At 73.1% G+C, this 12,489-nt stretch carries 11 protein-coding genes; 4 read left to right on the plus strand and 7 right to left on the minus strand.

Annotated elements, in window-relative coordinates; all coding sequences use genetic code 11:
• Positions 1-62 precede the first annotated feature (62 nt).
• Positions 63-1,268, plus strand: a complete 1,206-nt coding sequence (locus tag ITJ44_RS00910) for an MFS transporter (protein WP_194632921.1) — start codon at positions 63-65, stop codon at positions 1,266-1,268.
• Between the two features lie 77 nt (positions 1,269-1,345).
• Here ITJ44_RS00910 and ITJ44_RS00915 read toward each other — a convergent pair whose 3' ends face one another.
• The 7 genes from ITJ44_RS00915 to zapE all read right to left on the minus strand — a co-directional run bounded on the left by ITJ44_RS00915 (position 1,346) and on the right by zapE (position 10,145).
• Positions 1,346-3,364 carry an endo-1,4-beta-xylanase gene (locus tag ITJ44_RS00915; RefSeq protein ID WP_194632922.1) on the minus strand — a complete coding sequence of 673 codons (2,019 nt, stop codon included), beginning with the start codon at positions 3,362-3,364 and terminating at the stop codon, positions 1,346-1,348.
• Between the two features lie 170 nt (positions 3,365-3,534).
• On the minus strand, positions 3,535-4,830 hold the full coding sequence (locus ITJ44_RS00920) for an endo-1,4-beta-xylanase (protein WP_194632923.1): 1,296 nt from the start codon (positions 4,828-4,830) through the stop codon (positions 3,535-3,537).
• 140 nt (positions 4,831-4,970) lie between these two features.
• Positions 4,971-5,813, minus strand: coding sequence for a putative protein N(5)-glutamine methyltransferase (locus ITJ44_RS00925; protein WP_194634002.1), 843 nt, complete (start codon positions 5,811-5,813; stop codon positions 4,971-4,973).
• A 23-nt stretch (positions 5,814-5,836) separates the two neighbouring features.
• The gene (locus ITJ44_RS00930; protein WP_194632924.1) at positions 5,837-6,268 is read right to left on the minus strand and encodes a MarR family transcriptional regulator; all 432 of its coding nucleotides are present in this window, start codon (positions 6,266-6,268) and stop codon (positions 5,837-5,839) included.
• Between the two features lie 196 nt (positions 6,269-6,464).
• Complete coding sequence (locus ITJ44_RS00935) at positions 6,465-7,304, minus strand: aldo/keto reductase (RefSeq protein WP_194632925.1); 840 nt, start codon at positions 7,302-7,304, stop codon at positions 6,465-6,467.
• 239 nt (positions 7,305-7,543) lie between these two features.
• Positions 7,544-8,830, minus strand: a complete 1,287-nt coding sequence (locus ITJ44_RS00940) for an ammonium transporter (protein ID WP_194632926.1) — start codon at positions 8,828-8,830, stop codon at positions 7,544-7,546.
• Positions 8,831-9,080: 250 nt separating this feature from the next.
• A complete protein-coding gene (gene zapE, locus ITJ44_RS00945; protein ID WP_194632927.1) occupies positions 9,081-10,145 on the minus strand; it encodes a cell division protein ZapE in 1,065 nt (354 codons plus the stop codon).
• A gap of 168 nt (positions 10,146-10,313) precedes the next feature.
• On the opposite strand from zapE, the gene ITJ44_RS00950 reads away from it, so the two are divergent.
• Genes ITJ44_RS00950 through ITJ44_RS00960 form a run of 3 tightly spaced genes read left to right on the plus strand, consistent with a single transcriptional unit; the run spans position 10,314 to position 12,405 of the window.
• Entirely contained in the window at positions 10,314-11,225 is a 912-nt protein-coding gene (locus tag ITJ44_RS00950) for a sulfurtransferase (protein ID WP_194632928.1), read from the plus strand.
• Positions 11,222-11,662: a SufE family protein gene (locus ITJ44_RS00955; protein ID WP_194632929.1), complete on the plus strand. Its 441-nt coding sequence runs from the start codon at positions 11,222-11,224 to the stop codon at positions 11,660-11,662. The genes ITJ44_RS00950 and ITJ44_RS00955 overlap by 4 nt, the downstream gene beginning before the upstream one ends.
• Entirely contained in the window at positions 11,659-12,405 is a 747-nt protein-coding gene (locus ITJ44_RS00960) for a dihydrofolate reductase family protein (protein WP_194632930.1), read from the plus strand. The genes ITJ44_RS00955 and ITJ44_RS00960 overlap by 4 nt, the downstream gene beginning before the upstream one ends.
• Positions 12,406-12,489: the final 84 nt, after the last annotated feature.

A 12,489-nucleotide genomic window follows, 5' to 3' on the forward strand; every position in this document is an offset into this window, starting at 1 on the left:
TTGCCCATCCGCGGCCCTGCTCGTAGATTCGGCCGGATCCGATCCGAGGGCGAGCCGCATCCATGACCATCGCGCGAGACGACGGACCGGCGTGGTCGGGACACGACCGCGGCTCCCGCGAGTACCGCCGGATCCTCGTCGCGCTCCTCGGCGCCGGCCTGGCGACGTTCGCGCAGCTGTACTGCCCGCAGGGCGTGCTGCCGCTGCTGGCGAGCGACCTCCGCGTCGACGCCGCGCAGGCCAGCCTGTCGGTCTCCGGAGCCACGATGGGCCTCGCGCTCGGGACGCTGCCGTGGTCGCTGGTGTCCGACCGCATCGGCCGCATCGCCTCGATGCGCCTCTCGTTGACCGCGGCGACCGTCCTCGGGCTGGCGATGCCCTGGTCCCCCACCTTCGGGATCCTGCTGGTCGTCCGCGTCCTCGAGGGCCTCGCGCTCGGGGGCATCCCGGCCCTCGCCGTCACCTACCTCGGGGAGGAGATCCGGCCGAGCCGCGTGGCCGTCGCCGCGGGCACGTACGTCTCCGGCACCACGCTCGGCGGCCTCGTGGGGCGGCTGGTCGCCGGACCGGTGGCCGACGTCGGCGGATGGCGCGTCGGGACGTTCGCCGTGGCGATCCTCGGCGCCGCCGCCACGGCGGTCTTCTTCGCGGCGACCCCGCGCCCCCGGGGATTCACCGCCAGGGCGGTCTCGGCGACGCGGCTGATCCGATCCACCGGCCTCCTCCTCCGCGACCCGCGGCTGCTCGTCCTCCTCGCGCAGGGGGCGCTCCTCGCCGGGAGCTTCGTGGCCGTCTACAACTACCTCGCCTTCCGTCTGGAGGCCGCGCCGTTCGGCCTGGCGCCCGGTCTGGCGAGCCTGCTCTTCGTCGCCTACCTGTCCGGCACGGTCTCCGCGCGCGTCGCCGGAGGGCGCGTGCCGCGGTTCGGGCGGCGTCGCGTGCTCCTGGCCTCGACGCTCGTGATGGCCGCGGGGACGGCGCTGACCCTCAGCGACCTGCTCCCGGTCGTGATCGTCGGCCTCGTCGTCATGACCGGCGGCTTCTTCGGCGCCCACTCGATCGCCTCGGGCTGGTCGGGGATCCTCACCGCGCACGACCGAGCGCAGTCCGCGTCGCTGTACAACCTCGCCTACTACACCGGCTCGAGCGTCATCGGGTACGCGGGCGGCTTCGCCTGGACGGCGCTCGGATGGCCGGGCGTGGTGGGGATGGGCATGCTGCTCATGTCCGTCGCCGGCGCGTGGGCGATGCTGTCCGCGCGCGAGTGACGACCGTCGCCCACGTCCGACACGGATCCCACGCCCCGCGGGAGGGCGCGGGATCCGTCGACGCGGATGTCAGCGCATCACGAGCCCGCGCGCGTGACGACGACGTCGAACGTCGTCGTCCGGACGTTGCCCGCGCGGTCCTCCGCCGTGCACGTGACCGTGGTGGTGCCGACGGGGAAGATGCCGCTCCGCGCTGGCGCGCACACCACCCGCACGGTCCCGTCGCGCGTGTCCGCCGCCGACGGGAGCGCGTACGGCACGCGCACGCCGGTGGGCTTCGTCGCCACCGCCGTGATGTCGTCCACGTCCGCGATGCGCGGCGCCGAGAGGTCCGCGGGGCGCGCCGGGAGCCTCTTCGCGTCGACGATCCCCCAGTAGGCGGGAGCGGCCTGCAGGTCGTCGTCGAACGGCAGCGGCTGCTCCCACGGCCGCGCGATGGGCCACGTGCGCAGCCAGCTGCGCGCGTTGCCGACGCCCCAGAAGGTGACCGAGTCGATCGACGCGGCCTGCTGGCGGATCATCTGGAAGAGGTCGCGGTAGTAGTAGCCGACCTCGGCCGCCGCCTGCGCGTCGTCCGCGTACACGGGCGTGTACGGATCCTGCGGCGTGCCGCTCACGTCGGCGCCCTCGTCCTGGTTCGACGCGTTGACGTCGAGCTCCGTGATCGCCTGCAGCAGGCGCGGGTCGATGCGCTCGACCGCGCGGATGGAGTCGCGCAGCCAGGACACGGGCCGCGCGAAGTCGACGTGCGCCTGGTGGCCCACGCCGTCGATCGGCACCCCGCGGGTGACGAGGGCGGAGATCAGCTCGAGGTAGTCCGCGCGCTTCGTGGGCAGCTCCGTGTTGTAGTCGTTGATGAACAGCTTCACCCCCGGGAAGGCGGCGCGCGCCAGGCGGAAGCCCTCGTCGACGAAGCCCTCCCCCAGCACCTGGTACCAGCGGCTGTCGCGCATGTCGTGCGCGTTGGCGTTCGCGCCGTCGTCGATGACCTCGTTGACGACGTCCATCGCCCAGATGGGGCTGCCGCCGTCGGGGTAGCGCGCGGCGATGTGGTCGGCGATGCCCGTCACGTGCGCCGCCATGCGCGCCTTCAGCAGCGCCTGGTCGGCGGGGCTGTCGGTGAGCGGCCGGTCGCCGTCGAGGAAGAACCAGGCGGGCGTCTGCGAGTGCCAGAACAGCACGTGGTAGTAGACCTTCGTGCCGGTCCGGTCGGCGAAGTCGAGCAGCTGGTCGAGCTGCGTGAAGGTGAAGCGCCCCTCCTCCGGCTGGATGCTCTCGGGCTTGCCCGCGTTCTCCGGCGTGAAGGCGTCGAACTGGCGGCTGACGAGGTCCGCTCCGGCGCCGACGGTCTCGCGGCCGTCGATGGCGACGCCCACGTGCTCGATGCCGCGGGCGCCCAGGACGTCCTTCAGCGCCGGGATGCCGGTCTGCACCGGGGTGCCCACGGCGTCGCCGAGCTGGAAGTCGTCGAGGAGGAAGTCCGCGCCGACGGTGCCCTCCACGTAGATCTGCGCTCGGTCGACCGGGCCGCCCGACGTGTAGGTGCCGGTGAGCTCGGTCCACGCGTCGGCGGTGACGCGCGCGGCGGCGCCCGCCACCGCGTCGTAGCCGCTGCCGCCGCCGGTGTCGCGCTGCACGGAGACCTGGAGCGATGCGGGCTCCTCCCCCGGCGTCAGGCGCGCCCAGACGGTCACCTCGACCTCCTGGCCGACGGCGAGCGACGACGTGACGTCGAGGGCGGCGCCGTGCCACTCCTGCGTGCGGTCGGTCACGAGGAGGCTGCCGGATCCGGTGCGCGCCGTCGTGCTGGGCGCGATGGTCACGCCGTCGCCGCGCGGGGCCCACGCGCCGGTGCCGGACTCGAAGTCGGACCCGATCCCGGCGGGGGCGACGGCGTCCGTCGCCTCCGCCGCCTGCGCGGCCGGTGCGGCGAGGGCGCCCGCGCCCACGACCAGGCCGAGCGCGGTGAGGACGGAGATCCCCCGTCGGCGGGCGGGGCGGGTGCCGACGGTGCGGCGGCCGGCGGACCTGCTGCGGTCCGGGCTCGGAGGGCTGACGTCCGCGGGCGCGGACGGGCTGGTGCGGGGAATGCTCATCGTCGAACACCTCTCGTGTGTTCCGACTTCGCTGTCGGATGCTCGCACCGTAGGCACCCGAACCGGCGGGGAGCAAGGTATTCGAAAACCTTTGTTGCGTTAGGCAACGAACGCGACGCGGCCCCCGTCCTCGGTGAGGACGGGGGCCGCGGTCGTGCAGCGTGCGGTGATCAGCCCTTCGGCAGCGGCGGACGCGGCGGGAGCAGGTCCGGCCTCACGATGCCCCAGTACGCGGGCATGGCCTCCTGATGCGTCCCGAACGGGAGCGGCTGGTCCCACGGCTGGTCGATCGACGGGCCGTGCAGCCAGGTCCGCGAGTTGTCGGACCCCCAGAAGGTGACCGACTCGAGGTTCGCGGCCTCCTGCCGGATCATCGTGAACAGGTCCTTGTAGACCCAGCCCACTGCCGCGGCGGTGTCGTCCGGGTTCGAGTAGATCGGCGCCGTGTGGTTCCGGTTCTCGCTGTTGCCCGTCGCGGCGGCCTGCGACGCGCCGACGTCCAGCTCGGAGATGGCCTGGAGGAGGTTCGGGTCGAGGGCCTTCACCGCGTGGATCGTGTTCCTCAGCTCCTCGATGTTGCTGCGGAGGCCGATGTGGCTCTGCTGCGAGACGCCCTCGACCGGGATGTTCCGCTTCAGGAGGTCGGAGACGAGCCCGAGGTAGTCGGCGCGCTTGCTCGGCGAGTCGGTGTTGTACTCGTTGATGAAGAGCTTGACGCCCGGGAAGTACTTCTTCGCGAGCTGGAAGCCCTCGTCGACGAAGCCCTCGCCGAGCACCCGGAAGAAGGGCGTGTCCTTCATGTCGTGCGGGTTGCCGTTGGGGCCGTCGTCGATGACCTCGTTGACGACGTCCATGGCCCAGATGGGGCTGTTCCCCTTCGGGTAGCGGGACGCGATGTGGTCGGCGATCGCCTTCATGTGGGCGTCCATGCGCGCCTTCAGCAGCGCCTGGTCGGCCGGGCTGTTCGTCAGCGGCCGGCCGTGGTCGAGGAAGAACCAATAGGGCGTCTGCGGCTTCCAGTACGGGACGTGGAAGTACATCTTCATGCTGTGCGCGTCGGCGAAGTCGAGCAGCTTGTCGATGCCGGTGAAGTCGAACCGGCCCTCGACGGGCTGGATGGCGTCGGCCTTGCCCTCGTTCTCCGGGGTCATGGCGTTGAAGTGGCGGGCGATGAGATCGGCCGAGGCGCCCTGCACCTCGCCGCTGCCCATCGCCACGCCGACGTGCTCGATGCCGGCGTCGCCGAGGACGTCCTTGAGGGCGGGGACCTCCATGCCGGAGACGGGGGTGCTCGGTGCGGCCGCGGACGCGGACCCCACGGGGACGCCGACGGCGACCGCGGTGAGGACGGCGGCGGCCGAGGCGAGGGCGGCCAGGCCGCGACGGGGGCGACGGCGGGCGCCGGGGTTCGGGAGGGACGGCGTCGTGCGGACGGACGCCTCGGGACGGGGTGGGGTGAAGGTCACTGGTGCCTCTCGTACGGTGGATGGGACACCGCGACCCTAGGGAGGACCGGCAGCCCGCCGAGGAGGTTGTGGACAGGAGGCAACGAGATCCGCGGCAGCGTGCGGATCCGTGGTCGCGTCGCCGTGCCGTGCGACGAGGGTCAGCGCGGGCGTCTGCCGGTGACGACCCGGGTGCCGTCGTCCTCGTCGTCGCTCGCGTCGCTCGCGTCGCTCGGCTCGAGCTGCGCGTCCAGGCCGGCGGCCGCGAGGGCGTCGAGGGCGGCGTCGAGCTGCGCGTCCGCGACCTCGACGAGGAGCAGCCCGTCGGGTGCGAGCCAGGAGCAGCTGCCGCGCGCCACCCGCCGGAGCACGTCGAGGCCGTCGGCGCCGCCGTCGCGCGTGGCCTCCGGCTCGTGCAGGCGCGCCTCGGGCGGCATGAGGTCGATCGCGGAATGGGGCACGTAGGGCACGTTGGCGACGAGGACGTCTATCCGCCCGCGGAGGTCGTCGGGCAGGGCGTCGAGCAGGTCGCCGCGGTGCACGTCGACGCCGCGCGGCACGAGGTTCTCCGCGGCGCAGGCGACCGCGACCGGGTCCACGTCGGCCGCGTGCACGACCGCGCCCGGCACGTCGTCCGCGACCACGGCGGCGATGGCGCCCGATCCGCAGCATAGGTCGACGACGACCGGTGGGTCGGCCGTCCGCGCCGCGGCGACGGCGGCCCGGGCCAGGCGCTCAGTGCGTCGGCGCGGCACGAAGACGCCGGGACGCACGAGGATCCGCCGCCCGGCGAACGCCGCCCAGCCGAGGACCGTCTCGAGGGGCTCCCCGGCGACGCGGGCCGCCGTCATCCGCTCGAGCTCCTCCGCGCGAGCCTCTCCCCCGTCACCCGGGCCGGCAGGGGGATGCCGGTCCTCGGACTCGGCGACGAGCAGGGCGGCCTCCTCCTCGGCGAACACGCATCCGGCGGCCCGCAGGCGCGCGACCAGGTCGTCGCCGCGCAGACCACCGGTCGCGACCTGCCGATTCAGCGGGGCTCCGAGGCGCCGAGGTGCTCCAGCAGCGCCGCGGCCCGCAGGAGGTCGGCACCGTGCACGGGCGGGATCGCCTGGAGCGCGGCCTGCTCCAGCCACTCGGCTCGTGCGGCGCGGACGCCCAGCAGCAGTGCCCGACCGCCGTCGGAGAGGTGCAGGTACGAGCCCACCGGGTCCTCGGACTCGAGCACGAACCCCTTCTGGATGAGCGACGCGAGGCTCGGCACGGTGGCCGCGCGGGCGGTGCGGGTGTCGAGGGCGAGCGACGCCCGGTCCATCCGCTCGGCGCCGGAGAGCCGTCGGAGGATGAGGATCTGCACTCCCGTGAGGCCGTCCCAGCTCCCGTAGACGAACGCGTCCATGCGCTCGTACACGGCGCTGAGCGCGTCGGCGAGGCGGACATGCGGGACGGCGTGATCGGTCACGATGCTCCTGACGGTGGTCCGCGCCCCAGCCGGTCCGAGGCTCTGGCCCCCGGCCGGAGGGAGCGGCGTGTCGCTCACGCTAGCCCCCTCGCGGCTCCACGCACGAGCGTCGCGGGGCACGGGGGCGCCGACGCGACGACGCCCGCCAGGCGAAGGGCCGGACGGGCGTCGTGCTGCCGGCGTGCCGGCGGTCGGATCAGGACGGGAACTGCGTGAAGTCCGCCGTGGCCGGGTCGGCGCCGAGGCGCGTGCCGGTCTCGAGTGTGTCGATCTCCGCGAGCTCCTCGACCGAGAGCTCGACCGCGATGGCCTGGAAGTTGGCGACGATGCGCTCGGGCGTGACCGACTTGGGGATCACGATGCGGCCCTGCGCGAGGTGCCAGGCGAGCACGATCTGCGCGGGGGTGGCGTCGTGCTCCTTCGCCAGGCGGGTGACGATCTCGGACTCCAGGTCCGCGCCCTGCCCGAGCGGGCTGTACGCCTCGACCTCGATGCCGCGCTCGACCGAGAAGGTCGAGAGGTCGTGCTGCTGGAACGTCGGGTGCACCTCGATCTGGTTCACCGCGGGCACGACGTCGGACTCGGCGGCCAGCTTCTCCAGGTGCTCCGGGAGGAAGTTGGAGACGCCGATCGCGCGGATGAGGCCCTCGGCGTGCAGCGCCTCGAAGGTCTTCCAGGTCTCGACGTACAGGCCGTGCTTCGGGTAGGGCCAGTGGATGAGGTAGAGGTCCACCGCGTCGACGCCGAGCTTGCGCCGGCTGTCCTCGAACGCGCTGCGGGCGCTGTCCGCGCCCTGGTCGCCGTTCCGGAGCTTCGTGGTGATGAAGAGCTCCTCGCGCGGGATGCCCGTCGCGGCGATCGCGGCGCCCACGCCCTCCTCGTTGTAGTAGCCGGCCGCGGTGTCGATGTGGCGGTAGCCCGCCTCGAATGCGCGCTCCACGGCCTGCTGCGTCTCGGCGGGCGGGGTCTGGAAGACGCCGAACCCGAGCTGCGGGATGGTGACGCCGTTGTTCAGGGTGATGAGGGGGGATGCCATGTGCTCTCGTCTTCTTCGTCTCGATGGTCACGTCGGGGCGGGAGGTGTCGTCGTGCGCTCCTCACCGCCTCCGTCCACCGTACGCCCGGGCGGCATCCGACCCACCGGCTCCGGCGCTCGCTCCGCGCAGGGCGAACAGGGCTGGTCGCGCCCCGCGCGACGCGGCGACAGCGACACGACGGACGGGCGCCGCCCTCTCGCGAGGTGCGGCGCCCGTCGTGGTCGTGCAGCGGAGCGGGTCAGCGGCCGGAGGTCTCCAGCACGTAGCCCTCCTCGCCGTGGACGATCGTGTCGATGCCGGCGATCTCGTCCTCGTTCTTCACCCGGAAGCCCATGGTCTTCTGGATGATCGTGCCGATGACGTACGAGAGCACGAAGGAGTAGATCAGCACCGCGAACGCGGCGAGGGCCTGCTTGCCGAGCTGGTCGAGCGAGCCCGAGTAGATGAGGCCCACCTTCGTCGCGAAGATGCCGATGTACAGCGTCCCGATGAGGCCGCCGATGAGGTGGATCCCCACCACGTCGAGCGAGTCGTCGAAGCCGAGCTTGAACTTGAGCTCGATCGCGACCGCGCAGACGGCACCGGCGACGAGGCCGAGGACGATCGCCCAGGTCGGCGAGAGCGCGGCGCACGCCGGGGTGATGGCGACGAGGCCCGCGACCGCGCCGGACGCGGCGCCCACCGAGGTCGGCTTGCCGTCGCGGATCTTCTCCACGACGAGCCAGCCGAGGATGGCGGCGGCCGGAGCGGCGATGGTGTTGAGGAACGCGATGGCCGCGATGCCGTCGGCCGCGAGCTCGGACCCGGCGTTGAAGCCGAACCAGCCGAACCACAGGAGGCCGGCGCCGAGGAGGACGAAGGGCGGGTTGTGCGGCACGTGCATGCCCTTGGCGAAGCCGACGCGCTTGCCGAGGACCAGCGAGAGGGCGAGCGCCGCGGCACCCGCGTTGATGTGGACCGCCGTGCCGCCCGCGAAGTCGATGGCGCCGAGGTTGTAGGCGATCCAGCCGCCGTCGACGGTCGATCCGTCGGCGACCGTGAAGTTGAAGACCCAGCTGGCGACCGGGAAGTAGACGACCGTGGCCCACACGCCCGCGAAGACCATCCACGCGCCGAACTTGGCGCGGTCGGCGATGGCGCCGGAGATGAGGGCGACCGTGATGATCGCGAACGTGGCCTGGAAGGCCGCGAAGGCGAGCGTCGGGTACGCCGACGTCTGGTCGCCGAGGGCCGCGGTGTAGGCGTCGCCGAGGCCGAGCTGGCCGAGGTCGATGCCGAGGACGCCGTCGATGCCGACGAAGCGCGGGTTGCCCGCGGCGCCGTCGGGGCCGTTGCCGAACGCGATGGCGTAGCCGTACAGGACCCAGAGGAGCCCGATGAGGCCCATGGCCCCGAAGCTCATCATCATCATGCTGATGACGCTCTTGGCCTTGACGAGTCCGCCGTAGAAGAACGCCAGACCCGGCGTCATCAGGAGGACCAGCGCCGCGGCGATCAGGAGGAAGGCGGTGTTGCCTTGATCCATGGTGTTTCACCTCTCGTAGATCGTGCAGGGGTCGCACCGGACGGTGGCGAGCGGCCGCCCGTGTGGTCGGGTGGTTCGGCGCGAGCCGGATGCCGGGTACGCGTCCAGTGTCGGGGGGCGAGGTTTCGCCGGCTCGCCGGACGTGTTTCCGGCGCGTTACACGGATGGCGGGCGTGTGAACATCGTGTTTCCGCGCGCGGCGGGGATGCCGGCGACGGCCCCCGATCCAGGGACGGCGGAGCGCGGTGGGCTAGAGGTCGCGTCCGGCCGCGGTGAGCGAGATGAGCCGCGAGATCGCGCGCAGGTACTTCTTGCGGTAGCCGCCGGCGAGCATCTCGGCCGAGAACGCCTCGTCGAACGGCGTGCCGGAGGCGAGCAGCGGGATCTGCGCGTCGTAGACCCGGTCGACGAAGGCGACGAAGCGGAGCGCGTCGGTCTGGCCCTGCAGCTGGGTGACGTCGCGGAGCGCGATGGCGTCCACGCCCTCGATGACCTTCACGTACTTGGAGGGGTGCAGCCGCGAGAGGTGCGCGACGAGCTCGGGGAACCCGTCGACGGTCACGGCACGGCCGCCGGACTGCGCGGCAGCCGCCCGCGCGTCGAGGTCGTCGGCGTCCACCGTGACCGCGTGGCCCTCGAAGGCGCGGCGCCGGTAGTCGAGCCCGTCGATGCGGATGGTGTCGAACCGGTCGCTCATGGCCTGGATCTCGCGCAGGAAGTCCGCCGCGGCGAAGCGCCCCTCCCCCAGCGCGTTCGGCGGCGTGTTGCTCGTCGCGGCGATGCGCGTGCCGTCGGCGACGAGGTCGGACAGCAGGCGCGTCATCATCATCGTGTCGCCCGGGTCGTCCAGCTCGAACTCGTCGATGGCCACGAGCGTCGCGCCGCGGAGGATCCCCACGGCGCCGTGGTAGCCGAGGGCCCCGACGAGCGCCGTGTACTCGATGAACGTGCCGAAGTACTTGGGTCCCGGCATGGCGTGCCACAGCGACGCCAGGAGGTGCGTCTTGCCCACGCCGAACCCGCCGTCGAGGTAGACGCCGGGCTTCAGGGCGGGCGCCTTCCTCCGGGAGAACAGACCGCCGCGGGATCCGCCGCGGTCGCCCGAGAAGGACCGCAGCACCTCGACCGCCTGCGCCTGCGTGTCGTACTCGGGGTCGGGCCGGTAGGTGTCGAACCTGGCCTCGTCGAACTGGCGCGGGGGCACGAGGTGCGCGGCGATCTCGGCTCCCGTGATGCTCGGCGAGCGGCCGACGAGCGCGCCGGGTCCGGTGCCCTCCGCGTCGTGGCTCCGCGATCCGATGTCGGCGTTCGTCACAGGTGGGTCTCCGGCTGTCATGTGGCGGTGTCGGGAAGTCCCGCGCAGGGCGAACCGTTACCGTGGACGGTGGTCGACGCGCGGCGCTTGGTGCCCGCGGGACACCCACCAGACTAATCCGCGTCCCACCCAGCGCGGCCCCGCGGGCCGCGAGATCAGGAGAGCCCCATGGCCGTCGAACAGGACACCACCCCCAGGTTCGCCGAGTACGCCCACCCGGAGCGGCTCGTGAGCGGCGACTGGCTGCAGGAGCGCCTCGCCGACGGCGCGCTGACGCCCGGCCTCGTGGTCGTCGAGTCCGACGAGGACGTGCTGCTCTACGAGACCGGCCACATCCCCGGCGCCGTGAAGCTCGACTGGCACACCGACCTCAACGACCCCGTCCAGCGCGACTACGTCGACGGCGCGCGGTTCGCCGAGCTGATGTCCGAGCGCGGCATCGCGCGCGACAGCACGGTCGTCATCTACGGCGACAAGAGCAACTGGTGGGCCGCGTACGCCCTGTGGGTCTTCACGCTGTTCGGCCACGAGGACGTGCGCCTGCTCGACGGCGGCCGCGACAAGTGGATCGCCGAGGGCCGCCCGACCACGACCGACCGCCCCGAGGTCACGCCCGTCGAGTACCCCGTCGTGGAGCGCCGCGACGAGGAGATCCGCGCGTTCAAGGACGACGTGCTCGCGCACCTCGGCAACCCGCTCATCGACGTCCGCAGCCCCGAGGAGTACACGGGCCAGCGGACCACCGCGCCCGCCTACCCCGAGGAGGGCGCGCTCCGCGCCGGCCACATCCCCACCTCGCAGAACGTCCCGTGGGCCAGGGCCGCCGCCGAGGACGGCTCGTTCAAGACGCGTGCCGAGCTCGACGCGGTGTACCGCGACGGCGCGGGCCTCGCGGACGGTGACGACGTGGTGGTCCTCTGCCGCATCGGCGAGCGGTCGAGCCACACGTGGTTCGTGCTCACGCACCTGCTCGGCTTCGAGGGGGTCCGCAACTACGACGGCTCCTGGACCGAGTGGGGCTCCGCGGTCCGCGTCCCCATCGTGCAGGGCGCCGAGCCCGGGGAGCTGCCCGCCCGATGACCGCGTCCCCCGAGCTGCCGGCGGCGCTCGCCGAGATCCGCGACGACTTCCTCGCCCTCGAGCAGCGCGACCGGCTCCTGCTCCTCCTCGACTTCAGCAACGAGCTGCCCGAGCTGCCCGCGCGGTACGCCGAGCACCCCGACCTGCTGGAGCGCGTGGAGGAGTGCCAGTCCCCGGTGTTCATGTTCGTGGATGTGGTCGACGGCGACGTGCACGTGCACGCCCAGGCGCCCGCCGAGGCGCCGACGAGCCGCGGGTTCGCGTCGATCCTCGCGCAGGGCCTCGACGGGCTCCCCGCCGACGTGGTGCTCGCGGTGCCCGACGACTACCCGTCCACCATCGGGCTCGACGCGGCCGTGTCGCCGCTGCGCATGCGCGGCATGACGGCGATGCTGGGGCGGGTCAAGCGCCAGGTGCGCGAGCGGCTCGCCGGGTGAGGATCACCCGGGCCATCCCCGTCGCCGGGCCCGGCGACGACCCGGCCACCCGCGGGCTCGACGACGACGGCACCCGGGAGTGGCTCGAGGACCTCTACCGACCGGGATCCGCCGACCACGTGCGCCTCAACTTCGTGGCGTCCGTCGACGGCAGCGTCATCGGCGCGGACGGGACGTCCGACAGCCTCTCGAGCGTGGTCGACCGGCGGATCCTCGGGGTCATCCGCGAGCTCGCCGACGTCGTCCTCGTGGGCGCGGGCACGGTGCGCGCCGAGCGCTACGTCCTCCCCCGCCGCACCCTCCTGGCCGTCGCGACGTCCACGGGCGACCTGGAGGGGCACCGGTTCGACCCGGACGCCGCGCCCGGCCGCCTCCTCGTGCTCTGCCCGCCCGAGGCGCGCGACCGCGCCGTCGCGACGCTCGGGGGCGTGCCCGCCGAGATCGTCCCGGTGCCGCTGGGCGCCGCGGCCGCTGGGCGGATGGGCGGTGACGACGTCATCGACGCGCTCCGCGGCCAGGGGCTGACCCACGTCGTCTGCGAGGGCGGGCCCGCGCTCGCCGCCTCCCTGCTGTCGGCGGGCCGCGTCGACGAGCTCTGCCTCACGACGTCGCCCGAGCTCACGACGCCGCTGACACCGCTCGTGCCATCGGGATCCGGCGTCCACGCCGCGATGCGGCTCGACCAGCTGCTCGTGGACGACGACCACCGCACGTACGCGCGCTGGACGCTGCCGCGGGGCTGATCCCCTGGTCGTGCCGCCATCGGCGGCCGTGCCGCACGGCCCCGCCGCGGCGTGGCTCCCGGGCCGCGGCGCGCCGGAACGTAG

The organism is Clavibacter sp. VKM Ac-2873 (assembly GCF_015351075.1).
Taxonomy (GTDB): domain Bacteria; phylum Actinomycetota; class Actinomycetes; order Actinomycetales; family Microbacteriaceae; genus Clavibacter.